At 65.0% G+C, this 23197-nt stretch carries 21 protein-coding genes; 10 read left to right on the forward strand and 11 right to left on the reverse strand.

Annotated elements, in window-relative coordinates; genetic code table 11:
• The first annotated feature begins 136 nt into the window (after positions 1-136).
• Genes ACT3UQ_RS13925 through ACT3UQ_RS13940 form a run of 4 tightly spaced genes read left to right on the forward strand, consistent with a single transcriptional unit; the run spans position 137 to position 4687 of the window.
• Positions 137-328 (forward strand): hypothetical protein, encoded by a 192-nt coding sequence (locus ACT3UQ_RS13925; RefSeq protein WP_096287439.1) that lies wholly within the window; start codon positions 137-139, stop codon positions 326-328.
• Positions 321-1847 (forward strand): sensor histidine kinase, encoded by a 1527-nt coding sequence (locus ACT3UQ_RS13930; RefSeq protein ID WP_096287437.1) that lies wholly within the window; start codon positions 321-323, stop codon positions 1845-1847. Before ACT3UQ_RS13925 ends, ACT3UQ_RS13930 begins: the two co-directional genes overlap by 8 nt.
• Positions 1844-3403, forward strand: a complete 1560-nt coding sequence (locus tag ACT3UQ_RS13935) for an SLC13 family permease (protein ID WP_096287435.1) — start codon at positions 1844-1846, stop codon at positions 3401-3403. Before ACT3UQ_RS13930 ends, ACT3UQ_RS13935 begins: the two co-directional genes overlap by 4 nt.
• Positions 3404-3460: 57 nt before the next feature.
• The gene (locus ACT3UQ_RS13940) at positions 3461-4687 is read left to right on the forward strand and encodes a glycerate kinase family protein (protein WP_096287433.1); all 1227 of its coding nucleotides are present in this window, start codon (positions 3461-3463) and stop codon (positions 4685-4687) included.
• A gap of 28 nt (positions 4688-4715) precedes the next feature.
• Here the strand turns inward: ACT3UQ_RS13940 and ACT3UQ_RS13945 are convergent, their stop codons facing one another.
• From ACT3UQ_RS13945 to ACT3UQ_RS13960, 4 genes are all read right to left on the reverse strand, one after another.
• Positions 4716-5270, reverse strand: coding sequence for a TetR/AcrR family transcriptional regulator (locus ACT3UQ_RS13945; RefSeq protein WP_096287431.1), 555 nt, complete (start codon positions 5268-5270; stop codon positions 4716-4718).
• A complete protein-coding gene (locus ACT3UQ_RS13950) occupies positions 5267-7180 on the reverse strand; it encodes an MFS transporter (RefSeq protein ID WP_255248479.1) in 1914 nt (637 codons plus the stop codon). The genes ACT3UQ_RS13945 and ACT3UQ_RS13950 overlap by 4 nt, the downstream gene beginning before the upstream one ends.
• Before the next feature lie 262 nt (positions 7181-7442).
• The gene (locus ACT3UQ_RS13955) at positions 7443-7817 is read right to left on the reverse strand and encodes a PH domain-containing protein (protein ID WP_096287429.1); all 375 of its coding nucleotides are present in this window, start codon (positions 7815-7817) and stop codon (positions 7443-7445) included.
• Positions 7818-8106: 289 nt separating this feature from the next.
• A complete protein-coding gene (locus tag ACT3UQ_RS13960; RefSeq protein ID WP_255248478.1) occupies positions 8107-8580 on the reverse strand; it encodes a 6,7-dimethyl-8-ribityllumazine synthase in 474 nt (157 codons plus the stop codon).
• 348 nt (positions 8581-8928) lie between these two features.
• Here ACT3UQ_RS13960 and ACT3UQ_RS13965 point away from each other — a divergent pair, with 348 nt between their 5' ends.
• Positions 8929-9558 (forward strand): maleylpyruvate isomerase family mycothiol-dependent enzyme, encoded by a 630-nt coding sequence (locus tag ACT3UQ_RS13965; RefSeq protein WP_096287425.1) that lies wholly within the window; start codon positions 8929-8931, stop codon positions 9556-9558.
• Positions 9559-9607: 49 nt separating this feature from the next.
• On the opposite strand, the gene ACT3UQ_RS13970 is transcribed toward ACT3UQ_RS13965, so the two are convergent.
• Positions 9608-10630 carry an LLM class flavin-dependent oxidoreductase gene (locus tag ACT3UQ_RS13970; RefSeq protein ID WP_096287423.1) on the reverse strand — a complete coding sequence of 341 codons (1023 nt, stop codon included), beginning with the start codon at positions 10628-10630 and terminating at the stop codon, positions 9608-9610.
• 297 nt (positions 10631-10927) lie between these two features.
• Here ACT3UQ_RS13970 and phnD point away from each other — a divergent pair, with 297 nt between their 5' ends.
• The 5 genes from phnD to ACT3UQ_RS13995 are packed head-to-tail and all read left to right on the forward strand — an operon-like array spanning position 10928 to position 14896.
• On the forward strand, positions 10928-11836 hold the full coding sequence (gene phnD, locus ACT3UQ_RS13975; protein ID WP_096287421.1) for a phosphate/phosphite/phosphonate ABC transporter substrate-binding protein: 909 nt from the start codon (positions 10928-10930) through the stop codon (positions 11834-11836).
• Positions 11836-12678 (forward strand): phosphonate ABC transporter ATP-binding protein, encoded by an 843-nt coding sequence (locus ACT3UQ_RS13980; protein WP_096287419.1) that lies wholly within the window; start codon positions 11836-11838, stop codon positions 12676-12678. Before phnD ends, ACT3UQ_RS13980 begins: the two co-directional genes overlap by 1 nt.
• Positions 12668-13519: a phosphonate ABC transporter, permease protein PhnE gene (gene phnE / locus ACT3UQ_RS13985; RefSeq protein WP_096287417.1), complete on the forward strand. Its 852-nt coding sequence runs from the start codon at positions 12668-12670 to the stop codon at positions 13517-13519. The genes ACT3UQ_RS13980 and phnE overlap by 11 nt, the downstream gene beginning before the upstream one ends.
• Positions 13516-14274, forward strand: coding sequence for a tyrosine-protein phosphatase (locus tag ACT3UQ_RS13990; RefSeq protein WP_096287415.1), 759 nt, complete (start codon positions 13516-13518; stop codon positions 14272-14274). Before phnE ends, ACT3UQ_RS13990 begins: the two co-directional genes overlap by 4 nt.
• A gap of 25 nt (positions 14275-14299) precedes the next feature.
• On the forward strand, positions 14300-14896 hold the full coding sequence (locus ACT3UQ_RS13995; protein ID WP_444637338.1) for a TetR/AcrR family transcriptional regulator: 597 nt from the start codon (positions 14300-14302) through the stop codon (positions 14894-14896).
• A gap of 144 nt (positions 14897-15040) precedes the next feature.
• Here ACT3UQ_RS13995 and bioD read toward each other — a convergent pair whose 3' ends face one another.
• The 6 genes from bioD to ACT3UQ_RS14025 all read right to left on the reverse strand — a co-directional run bounded on the left by bioD (position 15041) and on the right by ACT3UQ_RS14025 (position 23196).
• Positions 15041-15751 carry a dethiobiotin synthase gene (gene bioD / locus ACT3UQ_RS14000; RefSeq protein WP_096287412.1) on the reverse strand — a complete coding sequence of 237 codons (711 nt, stop codon included), beginning with the start codon at positions 15749-15751 and terminating at the stop codon, positions 15041-15043.
• Positions 15748-16926 carry a cytochrome P450 gene (locus tag ACT3UQ_RS14005; protein WP_096287410.1) on the reverse strand — a complete coding sequence of 393 codons (1179 nt, stop codon included), beginning with the start codon at positions 16924-16926 and terminating at the stop codon, positions 15748-15750. Before ACT3UQ_RS14005 ends, bioD begins: the two co-directional genes overlap by 4 nt.
• On the reverse strand, positions 16923-18098 hold the full coding sequence (locus ACT3UQ_RS14010; protein WP_096287408.1) for an aminotransferase class I/II-fold pyridoxal phosphate-dependent enzyme: 1176 nt from the start codon (positions 18096-18098) through the stop codon (positions 16923-16925). Before ACT3UQ_RS14010 ends, ACT3UQ_RS14005 begins: the two co-directional genes overlap by 4 nt.
• Entirely contained in the window at positions 18091-19449 is a 1359-nt protein-coding gene (locus tag ACT3UQ_RS14015; RefSeq protein ID WP_444637347.1) for an adenosylmethionine--8-amino-7-oxononanoate transaminase, read from the reverse strand. The genes ACT3UQ_RS14010 and ACT3UQ_RS14015 overlap by 8 nt, the downstream gene beginning before the upstream one ends.
• Positions 19449-20684, reverse strand: a complete 1236-nt coding sequence (bioB, locus tag ACT3UQ_RS14020; protein WP_444637341.1) for a biotin synthase BioB — start codon at positions 20682-20684, stop codon at positions 19449-19451. The genes ACT3UQ_RS14015 and bioB overlap by 1 nt, the downstream gene beginning before the upstream one ends.
• 160 nt (positions 20685-20844) lie before the next feature.
• Entirely contained in the window at positions 20845-23196 is a 2352-nt protein-coding gene (locus tag ACT3UQ_RS14025) for a GNAT family N-acetyltransferase (RefSeq protein ID WP_105569918.1), read from the reverse strand.
• Position 23197 lies beyond the last annotated feature (1 nt).

Genomic DNA, 23197 nt, shown 5'->3' on the forward strand with positions numbered 1-23197 from the left:
AACTCACCGTCGCGCAGACCGTGATCGGGAGCCCGTAAGGTACTTTCTCACCTTCTCATATTCTTCTCATCGACGAATCATGAACCTCTCACCAGTACTTAATTTGTGTCTCACAAGGGTTTTCTAATGTAGAAGCATGATCCGTCGCATACTTCTCATCCTTGCTGTCCTGGCCGTTCCCGCCGGGCTGGCAAGCGCCAGCCAAGCGCTGGCCGACTCCGCAAGTCCGCCGACTCCGCACCAGCAGCCGATCGTGGTTCAACTGGACGTGCGACCGCAAACTGCGCTGCCCAGCGCGCAGCCGGAACGCGGTGGCAAGGATGGCTGAATCTGCTGAGCAGCAGGGGTCCAAGGTCTCGGCCCGGTTGCGGATTGTCGGCTGGATCGTTCTCACCACGGCGCTGGCCTTGCTCGCGGTGACGGTCACCATGCGTTCGATCATGTCCGGGCAGGTCGCCGAGGCGGCCAATGTGGGCATCACCCAGGAGATCGAGGAATTCAGGACCTTCGCCGCCGAGGGGCTGGATCCGCAGACCGCGCGCCCCTTCGCCTCGATGGACGAACTGCTCGAACGTTATCTCGCCCGGCAGCAGCCCATGGCGGGCGAAGCAATTGTCGGCCAGGCCAACGGCCGCGTGTTCAGCGCGCACGGCGCCTTGGACCAGACCGGTGTTGTGCTGGCCGCGGATGCGCAGCTGCTGGCTCGGATCCTCGAAGATTCGCGGACCTCGGCGGTGTATGAAACCAAGTACGGCACCGTGCGCTGGGCCAAGGCGGTAGCCGAGGAAGCCGCTACCGCGAACCGGTCCGGCCCGATGCAACAAGCCCAGCTGGTCGTCGCACAGTTCACCTCCGGCGCGCAGGAAGAAGCCAACCGGCAGGCGGTGCTCCTGTTCGCGGTGGCCGCCGGAGGGTTGGCGCTGACCGCGGGGATCTCCTGGCTAGTGGCAGGTCAAATCATGCGCCCGATCTGCACCGTGCGCGAGACCTCTGCAGCCATTACGGCGCATGACCTTTCGGCCCGCATCCCGGTGTCCGGGCGCGACGACCTGGCGCAGCTGGCCCAGACGCTCAACGCAATGCTCGACCGGGTCGAGTCCTCCCATCTGGCCCAGCGGCACTTCATCGCCGAAGCGCGCGAGCATCTCAACGAACCGCAACGTCGGCTCGCGGCGACGCTGCACGAACTGGTCCGTGAAGACCTGCCCGCGGTGCAACGCGCCGACATCGCTTGCGGGGCGCAGGAGCTCATCTCGCAGATGGGTCAAACCCTCGCCGACCTCGACGTACTTGCACACAGCGGCCACCCGGATTTCGTCAGGCCGCGGCTGGTGGCCGTGGGCGAGGTCACCGCGGATATTGCCGCCGAGGCAGCGCAATCGGACACCTACCTGCAACGGCATTTCCGCATCGAGCAGTCGGCTCGCGCCGAGGCGTGGCTTGACCCGGAGCGCATCACCGATGCCTTGCGCCAACTGATCCAGAACGCCGTCGCGCACACGGACCACGGGGACACCATTCGACTGGGCTCCGCCGCCGATGAACAGTCAGTCAGCTTCTGGGTGGCCAATGACGGCCCGGGCTTGGATTCCGAGGTGGCCCGCGCATTGCTTGATACCTATCGCAGCGGGGGCACCGGCACTGACCAGGAACCGGGCATGGGCCTTGGGTTGGCCGTGGTCAAGGCGGTAGCCCAAGCGCATCGGGGGACCGCGTGGGTCGAATCCGGCCCAGGCGCCGGAGCCCGCTTCGGCCTCTCACTTCCGCGACTGGCTTTGGCTTCGGAAGCAGGCTCCGAGGAGAACTTCGCCGAGCGCATGGCGAGCACTCTGGGAGCCGAGTCATGAGCACGAGACAACACACTACGGATACCGGATTCCGCTACAGCACCGACGCACCGCAGCCGGCGGCTGCCGTTGGACCGGCACAACGCGCCCCGCGGCGGCGCTGGAACCGCCGACGCGCCAGCGGATTGCTGGCCGCGATGCTGCTCGCCGCCTTTCTGGTCTGGTGCGCCTTCGGGGCTTTTGGCTCCGCGGCGGGAACGGCGACCGCGCTGCCGTCCCAGGGCGCACTGACCCTGGCGGTCTTCGCCGTCGCGATCTGGCTATGGGTCTTCTCCCCGGTCGGGGACACCTATGTCGCTCTCGGCGCGGCCTTGGTGCTGGTGCTCATGGGCGTGCTGCCCGAGGACGTGCTCTTCGCGTCGCTGGGTGAAGACACCATCTGGCTGCTGTTGGCCGCGTTCGTGATTGCCGCCGGAATCACGGCAACTGGTTTGGCCACCCGCGCCGCCGCCTGGATCGCCGTCGGAGCCCGCAACCCGAGACAGTTGATGCACCTGACCACCGGTGCACTGGTGGCCACCGCATTCGCGGTGCCTTCCACCTCGGGCCGGGCGGCGCTGGCAATTCCCGTCTTCATTGCCTTGGCCAAGGTGCTTGCCGCCCGCCCGAGGGTTGTCCTGGCCCTGTCGCTGCTCTTCCCCTCGGTCATCCTGCTTTCTGCGGTCGCCTCGTATTTGGGGGCCGGGGCGCATCTGATCACCAGCCAGATCCTCGCCACCTCCGGCTATGAGGGCTTCTCATTCGCAGGCTGGCTGCTCTACGGGCTGCCGCTGTCCTTCGTCTCCTCGCATCTGTGCGCGGAACTGGTGCTATGGCTCTTCACCCGCGGCTCGGATCGCCGCCAAGCGCTGGAGGTGAGCATTGGGCAGCTCCAAGAGCATTCTCCGGTTCCGCTGACCGGACCGCTGAGCGTCGGGCAATCCCGCGCCGCCTTGCTGGTATCCGCGGTGGTGGTGCTCTGGTGCACCGAACCATTGCACCACTTGCACCCGGCCGTTGTGGCTCTGCTCGGATCCTTGCTCGTGGCCAGTCCGGGCTTCGGCTCGGTGGGCCTGGCCAAGGCGCTGAAGGCGGTGCCGTGGTCAATGCTGATCTTCATGGCCGCCACGCTGACCCTGGGCACCGCGCTGGCCCGCACCGGCGCCGCCGACTGGCTGGCACGCCGTGTGCTTGGACCGGTCGAGGGGCTGGGAGCCGTCGCCCCGTGGGTGTTCACCGTCGTGGTGGTGGTCGTATCCGCCGCGGCCCACCTGGTGATCCAGTCCCGTTCGGCGCGCTCGGCGGTGCTGATTCCGCTGGTCGTTTCGCTTGCCCCGGGTGTGGGGGTGGACGCGGTGGCTATCGCTTTCGCATCCACTGCCGCCGCAGGTTTCTGCCACACGCTCACCAGCAGCGCGAAGCCCGTCAACTTGTTCTCCGATATCGAAGGTGTGGACAGCTATCAACCCGCGGACCTGCTTCGGCTCAGCGCGGTGCTGGGACCGGTCATGGTCGCCCTGATCCTAGTGTTCTCCTTCTGGATCTGGCCGGCCATGGGCCTGCCGCTGTTCACCTGAGATCGCTGACCCAACAACCATTGCCTACACCAACCACATTAAAAAGGACTCATCATCATGGTTCATGCATTGCCGCAACGCATCCTGGTCGCCCCCTCCGGATTCAAAGAATCCCTCGACGCCTCGGCCGTCGCCGCCGCGATCGGTGCCGGCGTGCGCCGCGCCTTGCCCGGAGCAGTGGTCAAGGCCGTCCCGATCGCCGATGGCGGGGAAGGGACCGCCGAAACCCTCGCCCGCGCCACCGGCGGCCATCTCGTCCCAGCGGTCGTCACCGGACCGGTAGGGCAAAAGGTCGGCTCCCACTATGCGATGCTCGGCGGAGAATCCGCCGGCACCGCCGTCGTGGAGATGGCCGCCGCGGCCGGTCTGCGGCTCGTTCCCCGGGACCAACGCGACCCGGGAACCACCACCAGCTACGGCGTCGGCGAACTGATCGCCGCGGCGATCGACGCGGGCGCGACCAAGGTGCTCGTCGGATGCGGGGACTCCGGAACCTCCGACGGCGGCATGGGGGCGCTGCAGGCGCTCGGGGCACGGATCCTGGACGGCAGGGGCCGGGAGCTCACCGCCGGAGGAAACCAGCTCGGACGCATCGACCGGCTTGAGTTAGCCGGGCTGCACCCGGCGCTCGCGGACGGAACCGTGCAGATCACGCTTGCGCTGAATCAGCACAACGTCCTGACCGGGCCGCGCGGCGTGGCCCGAGTCTTCGGCCCGCAAAAGGGCGCGACGCCTCAGCAGGTCGAGGCGATGTCCACTGGCTTTGAGCGCTGGGCCGCGGTGCTGCGCCGCGATGCGCTTGCCTCGGCGCGTGAGACCGACTTCGCGACCGCGCCGGGCACCGGGGCCTCGGGAGGGCTGGGCGCCGGACTCGCCGCGGTGGGAGCGGTGCTGCTGCCCCGCTTCGAAGCGATCCTCGACTCCGGGCTGGCCGGAATCGACCTCGATTCGATGCTGCGCGGAGCGGACCTGGTGATCACCGCCGAGGGCGCCATCGATTTTCAGACGCCCAAGGGCAAGGTTCCCGCGGAGGTCGCGCGCCGTGCCGCCCTGCAAGGAGTGCCGGTGGTGGCTCTCGCCGGAACGCTGGGGCGCGGCTGCCGCGACGTCCACGACATCGGCATCGATGCGATTGCCTCGATCGTGCCGATCCCGATGACCCTGCAAGAAGCGGTGGATGACGGGGAACGGCTGCTCATCGAGGCCGCCGAGCGCTTCATGCGCACCATCATCCTCGGCGTCTCGATGGCAGCCAGCAAACTGAGCCCGCACGAGGCCTGGTGAGCGGACGCCGGTGAGAGTCAAGGGTGCGCTAGCCGGAGGCGCCAGCCCGGTCGATGTGCAGTTGGACCGCCGCCGCATACTGCTCGACGACCTCGTCTGCATCAAAATCTTCGGCCGCGAAATAGCCCAGGACTCGAATGCCCTCGGCCAGGCCCAGCAGCTGGCAGGCCACGGCCGAGGCGTGGCGGCGGTCGGCGGTGGTATCTGCGATGGTCCTTGCCAACCCGGCCAGATAGGTCTCGCGCAGCTCGCGCTGGGTTACCTCCGGTGTGGGCGATTGCCTGATCCGCGGGACCAGGGTCTCCCAGGGATCAACCACCGCGGCATCACGCCGGTTGAGGATCTGCTGCACCAGCGCCCGGCCCAGGCGTTCGCGGGGCAGGTCCAGGTCTGCCAGCGGAACGGTGATGGTGCTGGCCACGGTGTACAGCTCGGCCTTGGAGCCGAAGAGCTTGATCACCAAGGCGGGGGAGACCTGGGCGGCCTCGGCGATCTCGCGCACCGTAACATCATGAAATCCGCGCTCGCCGAACAAGGCCGACGCCGCTTGCCGGATGCGTCCCCGGCCATCGATGGCGCTCATGCGGGCAACTCGATATCCACACGCTCGGTCCGCGCCCGCAGAATGAGCTTGACCGAAGTGGCGGTGTCACTGTGCGGTGACGCGGCGGTTAAAACGTAGGTTCCCACCGGAGGCAGATCCAAGGTGTAACTCCCGCGCCCGTCGGTGTGGGTCGCGGCGATGAAGTCGCCGGCTCCGGCACTCAGGCTGACCAGGGCCCCGGTCACGGCCATATTGCCGGTAGCCACCACGCCACTGAGCGAAAGCGTATCGTGCAGTTCCACATTGTGCTCCGTGGTTCCGCCGGAGAAGGTCACCAGCTGGGAATTTGGCACCCAGCCTGCGGCGTTGGCGACCACGAGATAGCGTCCTGGTCCGGGCAGCGCCGCGGTGAAAAGCCCCTCATGGTCGGTGCGCGCCCAGTCACCGGGGACGCCGTCCTGGCGCACAAAGGTCACAATGGCCGGACGCTGGGTACCGCCGGCAGCGGACATGATGACCCGGCCATGCACCATGGTCTCTTCGACGTTGTTGTCTGCCTTCGGCGTGCGCCCGCCGCTGGGGATGAACAAGGCAATGGCGATGCCGATGGCCGCGGCCAGCGCCGCGAGCCAGAACGCCAAATGCAGCGCATCGATCGAGGGCAGCACGGTGCCGTTGTGCTCGACGACCAGCGTGGCGAGGATCAGGCCGGTCAGTGCGCTGGCCACGCTGGTGCCCAGCGAACGGATCAGCGCATTGACCCCGTTGGCCGAGGCGGTTTCGGTAATCGGCACCGCGCTCATGATCAGCGTCGGCATCGCGGCGTAGGAGAAGGCGACTCCGACGTTGACCAGGGTTGCCCCGACGATCACCTGCCACACAGCGTCATCCAGGAAGACCCGGCCCACGTAGGTGAGGGCCATAATCGCCGCGCCGAAGATCATCGTCGGTTTGCCTCCCCAGCGATTGAGCATCGCGCCGGCAACCGGGGACAAGAAGACCATGGCCAGCCCCGAAGGCACCATGGCGAGCCCGGCGACCAGCACCGACAAGCCAAAACCATAGCCGGTCTGCGTGGGGATCTGCAGCTGTTGGGTGGTGATGAGCATGTTGACGAACATCGCCACGCAGAGGAAGAACGAGGCGACGTTGGTCAGAAGCACCGGCCGCTTCACCGCGGTGCGCAGGTCCACCATCGGCTGGTTGACGCGCAGCTGCAGCGGGATCCAACCGGCAAGCAGCGCGAGTGCCAGAGCAAATAGGCCGAGTGTGAGCGGACTGTTCCAGCCCCAACTGGCACCCTTGGTGACGGCCAATAGGGCGGCGGTGAGTATTACGGAGAGGACCAGCGCCCCGGAGATGTCGAAGCGGCCGGGGGTGGTGATCGTCGATTCCTTGACCAGCAGCAGCACGCCTACGAGGAATACCAGGCCCAGGCCTGCGGAAACCCAGAACAGTGATTCCCAGCCATAGGCGTTGTAGAGCAGTCCGGACATCGGCATGCCCAGCGCCGAGCCGATGCCCAAGGTTGCGCTCATCAGCGCGACGGCCGAGGCCACCTTTTCCTTGGGCAATTCGTCGCGAAGTACCGAGATTCCCACCGGGATCAGCGAGGAGGCGAAGCCCTGCATGGCCCGCCCGGCGATCAGTGCGCCAAAGGATCCGCCGAGGGCGGCAACAAGCGAGCCGAGGGTCATCACGGCCAAAGCGAGCAGCAGCATTTTGCGCTTGCCGTACATGTCGGCCATGCGGGAAATGACCGGGGTGAAAATCGCCGCGCTGAGCAGCGTGGCGGTGACCAGCCAGGAGGAATCTTCGGCCGAGACGTCGAGGATCACCGGAAAATCAGGCAATAGTGGGACAACGAGGGTCTGCTGGAGCGCGACCACCATCCCGCATAAGGCGAGGATGGCGGTGGTAGCCCACGCGGGAACGGAACGAATCGGCACGACGGTGGCCTTCGGATAAAAGATGACGCAAACGGGGTGAACGGCTGTTTACCCTTTCTAAGAACACACCGCCGTCCGGTGTACTGTCAAGTAGGTTCCGGTGCGGAAGGAGACGAATAGTCTGTCGGAATCGGACTATTGGATCCTCAGTGGGCATGGCAGTCGGGCGTTCCGTGCCCCTTCGGTTGCTTGAATTTCAACTAGCAATTGTGGATCCGAAATTGTTCATCCCGGACAATTTTCCCAAAGCGCCAACGTACTTCTACAGAACGTAGCCGGCGATGACTTGGGAAAGGGCTCGGATGTCCACCTTGCCCTTGAAATCCAGGCTCACCTTTCCAAGACCGCTAAACCACAGCTCCAATTCCGCGTCGAGATCAAAAGTTCCGGCCGTTTCGACGGAGAAGGCTTGGATACGTGCGTAGGGCAGCGAGGTATAGTCGCGTTTCTTGCCCGTCAGGCCTTGGACATTAACCGCGATGAGCCGCTTATTGGTGAAGACTACATAGTCACGTGCACCCTTGAACGCGGCGAGCAGCTCTTCCGCTGGGACGAGCATGGGGGTTATCTCCGGTGCTACCTCGGCCAGGTTCCATGGGCCGAGTTTGAACACTGAGGAGTTATTAAAATCGATCATGCCTTGATCCTAGGCATGACTAGGGACAATTTGGAGCGCATTTCTCGGTGGGCGAGTCCGTGCGGAGGTGGCGAGGCATGAGGCGCTGCTCATCTATTTCTCGGACGGCGCTGGAGACATCGTTCCCGATGCAACACTCGACGAGGCGTAGCGAGCTGAATGACGAGCATCCCGCTTAACTCCGCAAATTCCCGCCCACGGGCCAAGAATGTCGTACGAAAAAATGCGTGACGGTCGGTCCGGACGGTTCTCGGAGCGACCATCACGCATTGCGTATTAGAAGCGAAGGCTACTCGCCGAGCGTTGCGATCGTACGCACCGCGCGTGCGGCTTCGGCACCCTTCTTGACGAAGTGTTCGAAGTAGAACTTTTCGTGTTCTTCGCTCGAGTGGAAGTGGTGTGGGGTTAGGCTCACAGAGAAAGTCGGCACATTCGTGTCCAGCTGCACGCGCATCAGCCCATCGACAACCGCCTGAGCGACAAAATCATGGCGGTAGATTCCGCCGTCGACTACTAGCGCCGCAGCCACCACGGCATCATACTTTTCGGTCTGTGCTAGCCGTTTGGCCTGTAATGGCATCTCGTAGGCACCAGGCACGGTGACCACATCGATGCCGTATTCAACGCCGGAAGCATCCATATCTGCTTTGAATCCGGCCAAGGCCTGATCAACGATATCTGCATGCCAGCTGGCCTTGATGAATGCGATATTTAGTGGCTTGCTCATGTAATTCTCCTGTGTCAGTTTTCTTGTGTTAGGCAAAATCTAGTAGGAGCCATTCGAACTGCTCAATGGCTCGGGCTGTATGAAAACCAAGCTCTCCCGCTCCAGCCTAGTGTCCTACATCTCATTCGCTTCAATGGCGGCGAGAAATCTTGTAACGATTGTCCTCCGCCGAGCTCCTGCCCCGTAGCGGCGCCATCTGCGCGAACCTCGAATCGATGGCTGGCACGTTGTAATTGACTCCTGACTGGATCGGGGCAACCGGGCTATTTTCCTGCGGCGCGCTGCACTAGGCTGAACAAGCCTCGGGAGCTTGCCCACCCGATGCGCAGTGGAGTGCCATCAGGCGGGACCTGCCCCGACAAGATCAAACCGGACGGAAACGTGATGTACGAGAATGACTTCTGGGATGCAATCCATGCCGAACGGCACCGGCTTCTCGAAATGCTGTCGGGACTGGATGATGCGGCTTGGCAAGCTCCCACGTTGTGCAGCGATTGGTCGGTCTCCCAGGTTGTCGCCCATCTGACCGCCGCCGCAAACACCGGCACGATGTCGTGGCTGCGCAGCATCGTGTTGGCAGGCTTCAACTCCACTCTGCATAACGAGCGTAGGCTGCGCAGATATTTGGGGGACACTCCTGCCCAGACGCTCGCGAACCTTCGTGCATCCGCCGAGAACAAGGTCGCCCCGACCATGGACTATGCGGCGATGCTCGGGGAAGTGATTGTCCACGGCCAGGACATCGCCCGGCCGCTTGCCCTCGATCTGGTCCCTGATCCGGATGCGGTGCACGAAGTTGCCAAATTCTTTTCCGAGCGGGATTTCGCGGTGAACAGCAAGCGCCTCGTCACCGGTCTCACCCTGGAAGCCTTAGATTCTTCCTTCTCGGCGGGAGACGGGCCACCGGTCAAGGGCAAGCAACTCGATCTTGTCATGATCATGGCGGGGCGACCTGCCTACCTGGCGTCTCTTCGCGGCGCGGGCGTAGAAGCGCTCGCGCAGCGCCTCGCCTAGGTAAACCCGTGAGGTTGCCTAACCGGCAACCATTCGCTCGGCGTTCTCCCTAGCGCCAGCCCAGCAGCGGGGCCACATGTTTGAGCACCGATTCGATGACGTGTGCGTTGTACTCGACGCCCAGCTGGTTAGGGACGGTCAGCAGCAAGGTATCCGCCGCGGCAATGGCCTCATCTTCGGCCAAGGTCTTGGCCAGTTCATCGGGTTCCCCGGCGTAGGACTTGCCAAAGATCGCGCGGGTTTTGGCATCGATGTTGCCGACCTGGTCGGAGCTGTAGCGGTCGCGTCCGAAGTACTGCCAGTCCCGCTCATCGGTCAGGGCGAAGATGCTGCGGCTCACCGAGACCCGTGGCTCGCGATCATGGCCCGCGTCTTTCCACGCCTGGCGGTAAAGCTCAATTTGCTCGGCCTGCTGCACATGGAACGGCTTGCCGGATTCATCGTCTTTCAGCGTGGAGCTTTGCAGATTCATGCCAAGTTTCGCCGCCCACACGGCGGTGGCGTTCGAGCCCGAGCCCCACCAGATACGCTCGCGCAAACCCTCCGAGTGAGGTTCTATGCGCAAGAGCCCCGGGGGATTGGGAAACATCGGCTTGGGGCTGGGCTGGGCGAAGCCTTCTCCAGAAAGCACTTCGAGCAAACGCTCGGTATGCCGGCGTCCCATCTCGGCGTCGGTCTCGCCCTCATGCGGTTCGAAACCAAAATGGCGCCACCCGTCGATGACCTGTTCCGGTGATCCACGGCTGATGCCCAACTGCAGGCGACGGTTGGAGATGAGGTCGGCGGATCCGGCATCCTCGGCCATGTACAACGGGTTTTCGTAGCGCATGTCTATGACGCCCGTGCCGATTTCGATGCGGCTGGTGCGTGCACCGATGGCGGCGAGCAGCGGGAACGGGGAAGCATACTGCTGGGCGAAGTGGTGCACCCGGAAGTATGCGCCGTCGGCGCCGAGCTCCTCGGCCGCAACTGCCAGGTCGATTGCTTGCAATAGCGCATCCGAGGCGCTGCGGGTTCCGGATTGCGGGTGGTCGGTCCAGTGGCCGAAGGACAAAAATCCGATGTTCTTCATACTTGTGCCCAACGTACTTTGTCGTGTCGATATTCCTCGCCAGAGGCAACCCGAAACCCAAACCGGCGGGCCGGGGAGTGGGCATCCGGTTTTTGGTGGTGCCAGCACCGCGGCGGCCCAGCGGAGCAGCCGCCGGAGCTTCGCGCAGGAGGAGAGTTACCTGGCAATTCCAATTGTTCACCTGCTGTTTGTTACGAGTCTGAGAGTCTCGTAATTGCGTGTTGCCCCGGGCGAGTTAGCTAGTGGCATACGGTCCACGAACGACCTGAACCTACTACCGAAAGGCACTCGATCCCCATGAACACTCGCAGCATTCTGGGCGTTGGAGCCCTGTCCTTGGCTAGCCTTCTGGCGATCACCGGTTGTTCCGGCAGCGCATCCGCCGACAGCGCCGAAGCCGACGTGATCCGCATCGCCACACTGCCGGCGGGAGATGACCCCACCGCCGTTAACCCAATCGTGGCACTTGGCGAACTCATCACCGCGGAGACCGGCCTGAGAGTCGAAATCACCGATGCCCCCGATTATCTCGGTGTGGTGGAGGCGGTGCGCGCCGATCACGTCGACATCGCCCTGATGAGCGCCTTCCCAAGTGCACTGGCCGTGAACACCGGTGAGGTGGACGCGCTCATGACCTGGCCCGGTTCCCCCGACCCGGTCTCGAAGTGCTACGTGCTGGCCGATTCTCCCATTCAGTCGGTCGAAGAGCTCAAGGGCAAGACCGTCGCTTTTGCCGACCCCGGCTCGAGCTCGGGTTTCTTCATGCCAGTGCACCTGCTCGACAGTGTTGGCCTGGAACGCGATGTCGATTACGACGCCATGTTCACCGGCGGGCACGATCGAAGTGCCATCGCCGTCAAGGAAGGCCAGGTTGACGCGGCCTGCACCGCTACCATGCTCACGCAGATGACCGGCACCGACTACTTCCCCTTCGAAGAGGGCGATGTGCGCTTCATCGGAGAGAGCCTGCCGATGGATGTCAGCATGGCCGTCATAGCCAGCCAGGGCATGAACGATGCGAAACGCCAGGCGCTTCTTTCGGGACTTCCCACGGTCTTTGCCGAAGAAAACGCCGAGGCGCTGGGCGTCTACGCCGAAGCCGGGATCGTTGGCGTCGACCCGATCCTCGAGCCCGGCAGGGAAGCCTTCCAGCCCCTTGTTGATGTTGCCGCGGTGGCCGGCGTAGACATTTCGGATCTGAAGTGATGACCGAGTCCATCACCCGCGCGGCCGCGCATGAAGCGCCGCAAACGCCGGTGCCGGCGGATGGCAAGGAGCGCGTGCTCCTGCCTCGCGTGATGGTGCGTGACCTGGCCGTTGCGTACAACGCAGCCGATGGGCTCGTGCTCGACGGGGTGAACCTGGAGCTTTTCCCCGGTGAGATGGTCGCGTTGCTGGGGTCCTCAGGATCGGGCAAATCGACTCTCATGAAAAGCCTCACGGGATTCGCTCCGATTACCAGTGGAGCGGTGCGGGTTGCGGGCTACGACGTCGCGAATCTTCGGCGGGGGCAAATCCGCGATCTGCGCGCTAGCACCGGCCAGGTCTTCCAGCAGTTCAACCTGATCGGGCGCTTGAGCGTCCTCACCAACGTGCTCACCGGTGGGCTGCACCAAGCCGGCCCGCTCAATCTCGTCGGGGGCTTCGGCAACCAGCAGCGCAAGCGGGCCCTGGATCTCCTGGATCGGGTGGGCATCGCGCACAAGGCGAAGGATCCGGCGCGCTCGCTCAGCGGCGGCCAGCAGCAGCGCGTGGCGGTGGCCCGGGCGCTCATGCAGGATCCGCAGCTGATCCTTGCCGATGAACCAGTTGCGTCGCTGGACCCGAAGCTCTCGGATTCCGTGCTCGAGCTGCTGCGCAGCATCGCGCGTGAAGACGGCATCCCGGTGCTCGTGAGTTTGCATGTGCTCCCGCTCGCGCTGCGCCATAGCGACCGCGTAGTCGGGTTGAAGCACGGCAAGCTGCTGGTTTCGGCACCGACCGCTCAGCTCGACGCCGCGCGGCTCGAAGCGCTCTATGACGGAGAGGAACTATCCGATGACCAGTGACACCGAGCAGTGGAAGCCGACGAAAACCGCCGGCAAAGGCAAGCAGCTGGACCCGGTGGAGCGCGCCCGCCTCGAACGGGCCATGAACCTCCCCCGCACTCGATCTGTCGTCGGCGTGGCCGCAGGCCTGATCTTCCTGCTCTGGTCGTTCCGCGGAGTCGGCTTCGACTTCCAGAAGCTCGGGGAAGGCACGATCAACATGGGCGAGTTTCTCGCCCGGCTCTTCCCGCCGGACTTCTCGAAGCTCGGGCTCATCGTCGAGTTGCTCATCGAGACGGTGCAGATGGCCATCGTGGCCACGGTACTCGGCGCGGTGCTCTCGCTGTTCGTGGCCCTGGCCGCGGCATCGAATCTCGCGCCGAAGTGGGTGTACTTCCCGGCCCGCTGGATCATGAACGTGATTCGCGCGGTGCCCGACCTGGTCTTCGCGCTGATGTTCGTCTCGGCCGTGGGTCTTGGCCCGTTTGCCGGCATCCTCGCGATGACACTGGGATCCATCGGTTCGATCGGCAAGATCTACGCCGAGGCCATGGAATCCGTTGACCAGGGCCCGATGATCGCGATGAAGTCGGTGGGGGCCTCGCACCGCCAGGTGATCCAGTACGGAGTGCTGCCGCAGGCGGCCCCGCTGCTGGTCTCCTACACGCTGCTGCTGTTCGAAGGCAGCGTGCGCGGCGCGACGATCCTCGGCCTCGTGGGTGCCGGAGGCATCGGCCTCGAGCTCACCACCGCAATGCGCATGTACGACTACGGACACCTGGGCGCGATCGTCATCTGCATCATCATCGTAGTCACGGTGATTGATCAGGCGAGCGCCTTTATCAGAAGGAGAATCACATGACCGAAGTACTTGAAATCCAGCTCAGCAAACCAGTGAACCTGCGGGATCTGGGCGGGTTGCCCGTCGCAGGCGGCCTGATCAATCCCGGCTTCGCTATCCGTGCCGATGACCTGTCGACGATTCCGCCGGAGTCGGCCCAGGCGCTCGTGGACGGCGGCTTGCGGGCAGTCATCGACCTGCGCAGCCGCGGCGAGGTGCAGGCAACGGGGCGCGGCCCGCTGATGGAGCAAGCGGTGATGTACCACCACGTGCCGTTCGTAGCGGACCTCGGCGACGCCATGCCCACGAAGCTGGAGCCCGGGAAGATGCCGGAGATGGCATCGTTCTACCAGGCCTTGTTTGCCTCGGCAGCGCCGCAAATCGTGACGGCGCTGGCCATCATGGCGCACGCGCCGGGTGCTGTGGCATTTCACTGCGCGGCTGGTAGGGACCGCACCGGTGTCTTGGCCGCCTCGCTGCTGCTCGCGCTCGGCGCCGAGGATGAGGTCATCATCGCCGACTACGAGCTGACCCACCCCAATACGGCCGCCATCATGGAACGCACCCGGCCGAATCTGCAACGGGTGATGAAGGCTGCGGGATACGATCTCGATGCCTCGGCAAAGCTTGCGGTGAAGGATCCCGGCGCGGATGATGCCATGCGTCTCACCTTGCGCGCTTTGCGTGAGCGGCATGGTGATCCGCTGGCCCCGCTGAAGGCCGCGGGCCTCAACGGCGCGCTGATTGGCAGACTGCGTGAGCGGGCCGGGCTCTAGGATGGCCGGCGGACACCTGGCGCTAATGGCCCGCCGACCTGGTCGTCCGCGGGACACCGAACTGCAAGAACGTGTGCTCGTCGCGGTCAATGAGCTAATCGACGAGGCGGCGACGATCACCGTGAGCGCAGTTGTCGAGCGCAGCGGGGTGAGCCGTGCAGCGATCTACCGCCGTTGGGAAACCCTGGACAAGCTCACCGCCGCCGCGCTCGATGTCGGACGCATGGTGGTCCGCCCGCCCGAGGGATTGCCGGTGCGCGAGGCGCTCAAGTACGGGTTCCCGACGCCGGGCAAGGGACGCGTGGGCGCTTTTCCCGAAGACCGGCTGCGCCAGCGTCTGCTTCTCGCCCTTGCCGACATAGATCTCCAGCGTGAATACTGGCGCGGGCACGTTTCGCAGCGGCGCGTACCGCTTCTCGAGCTCCTCGAGCGCGGCCGCGAGCAAGGGGAGATCCGCGCTGATGCCGATCTGGAGGCGGCACTCGACCTGCTCTCCGGGGTGTTTTACTACCAGATAGTGGTGCGCGGCGAAAGTCTCGCAAACCCGGAGACCCTGGAACGGTGCAACGCCGCAATGGACATTATCTGGAGCGGCATATCGGTTGCGGCTGCTGATAGGTGAGATGCGAGGATCAACCCGGGAGCGGGGTGAAAACTTGGCGGCAGGGAGTTCCGCTACCCGCCTCGGCGCCGGGGATACAGGCTAACTCTGGTGCGGAGTTGGCTCACAGGCGGCTCGTGGCTACCGCGGAAGCGACCAGCGCGGCTAGGCCGGAGTCGGAGCCAGGGCATGGGCCGCTGCGGCCAGCGCCTCCGGGCGGCGTGCCGGATCGCGGACCAGGTTTGCGGGCAGTCTTCCGGCGAAGCTCCACCCGTAACGGGTCGCCAATGTCCGCAGACCCGCCAGATTGCATTCGGCAAGCTGCGTGGGACGGTCCGGGTAGCTGCCCAGCACCAGCGTGCCGCGGGAGAAGCCGCGCACCGCACAGGCCTCCAAGGTCAGCGCGGTGTGGTTCAGGGTTCCCAGTTCCGGCCGGGTGACCACCACAAGCTCCGCCGAGAGGGCCGCGGCCAGATCCGCGATGGTCTCTCCCGCGGAAGTCAGCTCGACCAAGAGCCCGCCGGCGCCCTCGACAAGTACCTCGTCATAGGCAGCTGCCAGCTCGCGGATCCGCCGCACGTGCTCGGCCAGGGGAGGCAGGACCTCGGCGGGGTCGGCGAATCCCGCGCACCGGGCCGCATCCAGCGGTGCCATCGGCTCACGCAGCCGCACCCCCTCGGCGGTGCCCAGCCGCTCCGGGTGGCCAAGCCAGCCGGCCGCGTCCTGCACGTCCCCGGGCTGTCCGGGAAGCACCCCGGTCTGCGCCGGCTTGTAGATCGCCACCCGGGTCCCGCGGGCCAGGGCCCGGGCGGCGAGCACGGCGGTGGTCACCGTCTTGCCCACCTCGGTGTCGGTTCCGGTGATGGCCTGGATCATCTGTCGGTCCTTTCGAAGGGGAACCTAGTCGGCACCGCAACCGGCGCCTGGAAGGAGAGCAGGTGGGCGAAGCGCGGGGCCGCGCCGGCGGCTTCGAGGTCCGGAAGGCAACGGGCCGTTTCGGCGAGCACCAGCTCGGCCTCCATCCGGGCCAGGCCCGCCCCCAAGCAGCGGTGGATCCCATGGCCGAAGGCCAGCGAATCGTCGCCGCTGGCGCCGAGAATTCCGCCGGACAGGCGCAGCACCAGTTCCTCACCGGCGGCGAATTCATGCTCGCCGACGCGGGCGTCCACGGCGGCAATGCGACGCCAGGTTGGCACCGAGGAGGCGACGGCCAGCACCTCGCGCACCACGGCTTGGGCCGCGGCCGGCCCGGTGTCCGGGTCGGCGCAGGCAGCCCAGTGGCCATCGCGCAGCGCCGCGTGCAGGGTGCTCTGGATGAGCATCGCGGTGGTCTCCTGTCCGGCGATCCCCAGGAAGTAGGCCAGCGAGCGGATCTGGCGTTCGGGAACTCCCGATCGATGCAGCGCGGCATAGAGGTTCGGCTCCTCGCTTCTGACCGCCCCGTGAACCGTCTGATCCAGCCAGGCATAGAATTCGGCGGCGCTGGCGGCGAGCACCAGCTGCCGGTCCTCCGCGGGCCACCCCCAGAACAATTCCAGCGAATCCTGGCTCCAGCGTTTGAGGTTTTCGGCCGGAGGCACGCGCACCCCGGTCAGCACCGCCATGATTTCGACGGGGATCACCGCGGCCAGCTCCGCGGCCAAATCGAGGACCTCCCCGTTGCGGTAGCGCGGTTCGAGCCGGGCGCAAATTTCCCGCACTCGTTCGGTGATCGGCCGCCGCTGCCACTGGATCTTGGCGGGGCTGAAGAATCCGGCGACGAGCCGGCGCACGGCGAGGTGTTCGCTGCCCGAGGCGCTGGAAAGCGCCGGTGGCAGCGCGAATTTCACCGCGGCCAGGATCCGCAACGCGGCCGGGGCGAGGTTGATGGCGGTGCGCAGCGCGTTGGCCGTGGTGAATTCCCCGGGGCGGCGCAAGATGCCGCGCACAGTGTCCGGATCTTCGATGCTGCGGTAGCGCCGGTTGATGGCTTCGGGAAAGGCCGCGGGCAGCGGGCCGGCCAGCGGGGCGTCGGCCAAGCTGCCGGTGGTGGGTGCGTAGGGGCAATTCATGATTCCTCCTCGATGGCCGTCCTGGCCACCTTCCGGATGGCCGCGGACAGTTCGGCCGGTTGCTGGTGGGCGTGGGCGGTCAGCCGGATGCGGGAGATTCCGTCGGGAACGCTGGGCGGGCGGAAGCAGGCCACCGCGATGCCCTGCGCGGCCAGTGCGGCGGCGGCCCGCACGGCGGCCGCGGCGCTGGGCATCTTCACCGAGTGGATCGGCCCGGCCCCGGCTTCCACCCGCCCGGCCAATTCCGGGTACTCCGCCAGGAGGCCGCGGATCAACCGCTGGTTCCGGGCCAGCGCGGCAAGCCGGGCCCGGTCCGCCAAGCGCAGGGCGGCCAGGGCACCGCCGGCGGCGGCGGGGGCCAGCGCGGTGTCGAAGATGAAGGTGCGGGCGGTATTGAGCAGATGTTCGCGCAGCGCTGCGGCCTCCGGGCCGCCGAAAAGCACCGCCCCGCCCTGGGCGCCCAGCGACTTGGACAGGGTTGCGGTGCTGATCACCTGGCCGCAACCTTCGAGGCCGGCGGCGCGGAGCGCCGACCCGGATTCGCTGGCGGCCAGCGAGTGGGCCTCATCCACCAGCAGCAGCGCGCCGAACTCCCGGCACAATGCGTCCAGCCCGGGCAGCGGCGCGGCGTCGCCGAAGACCGAGTAAACCGATTCGACGGCCAACAGCACCCGGGGCTTGGGTTGGGTGCTGCTGCGGTTGGCTTTCAACAGGCGCGTGAAATCCTTCAGGTCGTTGTGCCTGGCGGTGGCCACAGTCGCGCCGGAGAGCCTGGCCCCGTCGACCAGGCTGGCATGGGCATGCTCGTCCAGGATGAACAGGCTGCCCGGACCGCCCAGGGAGCCGAGCACCCCGAGGTTTGCGGTGTACCCGCTGGAGAAGACCAAGGCGGCATCCCGGTGCGTATACCGGCACAGCGCAGCCTCCAGCTCCCGGTGCACGGACAGAGTTCCGCCGGCCATTCGGCTTGCACAGGCCCCGGCGCCGGAGCTTCGCAGGGTTTCGGCGGCGGCCCGGAGCACCTCGGGATGATGCGATAGGCCCAGGTAGTCGTTGGAGGCCAAATCGATGGATCCGGCCCGCGGGGGATCGCTGCGGCGTAGGCCGCGGCGTTCGCGCACGGTGGCTCGGGCGGACAACCAGCGCTCCCAGCCGGGGGTGGTCTCAGCCATGGACCTGCTCCACCGCAGCCAGCAGTCCGCGGCCGAGCACGGCGAGCTCTTCGGGGGTGCTGATATAGGGAGGCATGACGTAGACCAGATCGCGGAACGGGCGCACCCAGACCCCGTGCGCTACCGCCGCCCGAGTCACCGCGGGTACGTCAACCGGGGCGCGAAGTTGGACGACTCCCACCCCGCCGAGCACCCGCACATCCTTGACTGATTCCAGCCCGGCCGCCGGTGCGAGCCCGGCGCGCAGTCCGGATTCCAGCGCGGCGACCTGGGCCCGCCACGGAGCGTCTTTTAGCGCGGTGCCCGGTGCCCCGGCGAGCAGGTCGAGCGAGGCGCAGGCCACCGCGCAGGCCAGCGGGTTGCCCATAAAGGTCGGCCCATGCAGCAGTGCGGACCCGGCGGAGCCGGCACCGGTGGCAAGCGCGGAGGCGATTTTGCTGCTGCAAAGCAACGCGGCCAGGGTGAGATAACCTCCGGTCAGCGCCTTGCCCAAGCACATGATGTCCGGGACGATGCCGGCATGGTCCACCGCGAACAGCTCGCCGGTGCGCCCGAATCCGGTGGCGATTTCATCGGCAATCAGCGGCAGGTCGTGTTCGTCGGCGAGCTCGCGCAGGATGCCGAGCACCGCCGGCGGGTAGATGTGCATGCCTCCGGCACCCTGGAGCACCGGTTCGCACACGATCCCGGCCAGCTGCGCGGAGTTCGTGGAGACCAACGCGCGCACCGTGCTTTCCCAGTCGGCCAGCTCGGACGCGAGGTATTCCCAGTGCCCCGGTGCGGTGCGGCGTGCGCTCGGGGGCTTGGGCAGGAAGAGTTCGGCGGAGGAGCGCCGGGTGAAAGCCGCATGCATTCCGTCCTGCGGGTCGCAGATGCCCATGGTGGCGAAGGTGTCCCCGTGGTAGCCGCCGCGCAGGGCCGCGAACCGGTGGCGCGTGGTGCGGCCCTTTGCCTCCTGGTATTGGAGGGCGAGCTTCAGCGCCACCTCGACGCTGATTGACCCGGAATCGGCCAGGAACACGTGGCGCAGGTCGCCCGGTGCCAGGGCCACCAGACGCTCGGCCAGCTCGATGGCCGGTTGGTGGGTCAGTCCGCCGAACATCACATGGCTGAACTTCTCCAGTTGTCCGCGCGCCGCGGCATCCAGCGCCGGGTTGCGGTAGCCGTGCACGGCTGACCACCATGAGGACATCCCGTCGATGACCTCGCGGAGGGTGCCGGTTTCGTCTTCGAGGACCAGCCGGGCGCCGCGTGCTTCGGTGACCGCGTAGCCTGCCCCCGCATCAAGTGCGGCGTAGGGGTGCCAGAGCAACCCTGCGTCGCGGGAGAGCAAGCTCGCATCGGTGGCCATCACGCGTTCGGGTTCTCTGCGGTCCCGGCGCCGCGGCGGCGCAGCACCGGTTCCGTCTCGCCGGCGCCGCCACCGGAGGCCGCTTGGCCGCAGGCCGCTGAGGCCGCGGAGGAGCAGCAGGATCCGGCGCACCCGGCCGCGGCGGCATTGCCTGCATCCGCTGGCTGGCGGGCGGCGTGGGCGGCGGCTGCGTGCAGGGTCTCGGCGATCTGCGCGGTGTTTTTGCCCTCCTGGCCCAGCACCACGAATCCGGCGTCGGCGATCATCGCCAGATCGGCGCGCGCATCCTGGCCTTCACTGGTCAGGTAGTCGCCCAGGAAGAGCGAATTGGCCACTTCCAGCGCGGTGGACTGCAGGGAGCGCAGGTGCATTTCTCGGCCGGCGGCGATACGCAGTTCCTTGTCTGGACAGGCCAGACGAACCAGTGCGAGGATGCGCAGGCAAGCCAGCGGGGTGAGGTTCCAAGTTCCTTCCAGCGGAGTGCCGTCAAAGGGCATCAGGAAATTGACCGGAATTGAGTCGGTATCCAACGCACGCAGCGCGAAGACCGCTTCGATGAGCTGGTCGGTGCTTTCGCCCATGCCGACAATGAGTCCAGAACAGGGGGAGAGGCCTGCCCCCTTGGCCTGTTCGACGGTGGCTATGCGCTCCTGGTAGCTGTGTGTGCTGCAGATTTCCGGGTAGAGGGATTCTGCGGTGTTGAGATTGTGGTTGTAGGCATCGGCGCCGGCCGTCTTGAGCTGTTCGGCCTGTCCGCCTTTGAGGATGCCCAGGCAAGCGCAGACCTCTACCTGCGGATGTTCTTCTTTGAGCTGGTCAATCATGGTGCTTACGCGATTGACATCCCGGTCGGTGGGTCCTTTGCCCGAAGCCACCAAGCAGACTCGCGAGGCACCTGCGGCAATGCCAAGTCCGGCCTGGCGGACCGCTTCGTCTGGTTTGAGCCAGGTGTATTTCAGGATTTCTGCCTTGGATCCCAGGCGTTGCGAGCAGTAGGTGCAGTCTTCCGGGCACAATCCAGATTTGAGGTTCACCAAATAGTTCACCTTCACGGTGTTGGAGAAGTGCTTCCTGCGTAGCCGGCCGGCTGCCGTGACGAGCGTTAGTGTCTGCTCATCGGATGTGGCCAGGATAGCGCGGGACTCGGACGCGGTCAGGCGGTGCCCTTCGCTAATCCGTGCGGCGAGGGCAAAGGGGTCAAGCGCGGTGCGCTTCGGGCCGGTTAGTGTTGGCATCAAAAATCTCCTGTTGAACAGTGTTCAATATTGTTTGAATTCACTGTACAGCGGATTTTCGAATCATTGAACACTGTTCAGGTAATTGACTCGAAGATTAAATGAAGCAGCTCGCGTCGTTTGATGCCAACCAAACGACGCGAGCTGCGAGAAACTAGCGCTAAACCGGAGAAACCACCTGAACCAAGGGATTGTCCAAATCGCCGGCATAGAGCAACCCGCCGGATTGATCCGAAAGATCCAGCATCTGCTGGTTATTTCGCAGTTGCAGTCTGTTCAGGCAGGAGAGCGGGAAGCTGTCGGCAAACAGGCCCAAGGCCTCGAAGCGGTCTGCAAAATCAGGATGCTGTTCCCGGTAGTTCAACAGGCTTTCGGTGACGACCTGCCAGAATTCGGCTTCCGGAAGCAAGTCTTCGGCATCCAATAACGGGGCGAGGAAGCGGAAGAAGGAATCAAAAACATCGGTGAATATCGAAAGCACCGGGTCGCCACCGGTGCGCACCCGACGAATTGTTTCCGGAAGTTCTACGCGGTCCGAGAGCACCGCAATTTCTTCGCCCAGGTCCTTGAGCAGCACCCGCTGCACCGCCCCGTCGCGCAGAACCAGGATGATGTTCTCGCCGTGCGGCATGAACACCAAGTCATAGGCCGCGAGGCAATGCACCAATGGAGCCAGATAGGCGTCCAGGTATTGGTTAAGCCACACCTTCGGTTCAAGTCCGCTGCGGCGGATAAGCGCCGCGGCGTAGCTCTTGCCGTGGGCATCGACATGGAGCAAGCTGGCCATCGTGGCAAGGGTTTCGCCCGGTTCCAGCATGTCGATGGGCGACTCACGCCAGAGCGCGGCAAGCATCTTGCGCTGTGGTGCGCTGGGCGTGGTGGCCGCCTCGAACTGCTGGTTTCGATATCCGACTGCCGCGACCTCGCGCAGCAACGCTACCGGTTGCGAGGCGAGTACCGGATCCGCGGCGAAGAGCTCATAAAGCCACTGATTGATGGCCGGGGTGACCTTCATATAGTCGGCGCTGAGTCCGCGCATGAACCCCATGTTAAGAATTGACATCGCGGTCTTGACATAGTGCTTGCGCGGTGAGGTGACATTGAAGAATGTGCGTATCGACTGTTGCGCCTGATACTCGTCCGCAGAATATCCCAGCCAAATCAACTGACCACGAGCAATGTCGTTGGCAAAGGTGGTGGACAGCCGGTTCTCCCACTGCCAGGGGTGGACCGGAAGATAAATGTATTGCGCAGGATCGAGTTCGGTGCCGGCCAGGCGCCGGGAGAGGTGCCGATCCAATGTCGCTTTGGCTTCACCGCCCAGTTCTTGTTCAAGCAACGACTGGTAGTCCAGCCCGTCGATGGAGTCGAATGAGGCCTGTGAAATATGCGCGGCAACCCAACCGAGCCGGATAGCGGATCCCGTTTCCGGCGCATAACGCAGGTAGTCGGAGCTTCCTACGCCGATGCGCCCATTATTGGCCACGAAGCACGGATGCCCCTCGGTCATGGAGGATTCGATGCGCTGGAAGGATTCTGCCGGGCTGCCGGTGGCTTCGGCAAGCTGTGTGCTGTCGTGGAGCGCATGCGCCTGCTTGTAGCAATGGCTGCCTAGCGTGCTGTTTAGCTCCTCTAGATAAGTGGGGAGCTGTGCCTCGCTGAGCGTGAGTTCGGTGGCGAAAAGGGTGACAAAATCCAATACGTCTACGTCGCCACCGTGCCAGCCCTCGGCGGCCTGGATTAGATGTTCAACCGATGACTGCGAGATCTGCCAGTGATTCAGCGCGTAGCGTTGGGCGGTAAATTCGTAGCGGTGTCCCTGCTTTTCGACCCGGTAACGGTCCTCTCCCAGGGGGAGCGGCTCCAGCAGGCGCTCGTGGCTGAATTCGCCTAGGGCCTTGGCCAGAACATGCCTATTCGCCCGTTCCCAGCGGGCCGGACTTAAGTGGTTGGCGCCGGCTGATATCCCGGTGGTGCGCTCAAAATCCTCGCGGGTACAAATCGAAAGCAACGCCTGCTTGGGACCTTGCGGCTCATCAAGCGTGACTTCCTTCAGCGGCTGTAAGCCGACGCGCGAGTTGAGAGCTTGAATCGCCTTGTTCCGTACATCGGGTTCGACCACCACCCGTTCAATTCCCGGTTGCGCGAAAGCGTGCCGGATGGCCGCACCGAGGGCATGCAAGGTAAACCCGGTCTCGACTTTCCCCGCGGGGACCGGAGCAAGGAAGTGCAGCCCGCGGTCTCCACGGACATACGGGTACTTTCCCGCGAGCGTGGATGTCGAGGGATCGTAGAGTTCAACCAGGAAGCGTGGTTCACCGCGAAGCTCTCCAAGGAGCACCTCATAGTTGGGGAGCTCCAGCAGTCCGCGATATTCGGTTTCAACCTCGTCAAGGCTCGCGGTGGCCATTCCCCAATAGCGGGCATGCTCGGTGGCGATCCAGGAGTGCAATAGCTCAGCGTCGGAGGGCAGCTGAATGCTGCGGAAGGTAAATGAGTCGTAGGTCGTCATG

Source organism: Glutamicibacter sp. AOP12-B1-11 (genome assembly GCF_052379245.1).
In the GTDB taxonomy this organism is placed as follows: domain Bacteria; phylum Actinomycetota; class Actinomycetes; order Actinomycetales; family Micrococcaceae; genus Glutamicibacter.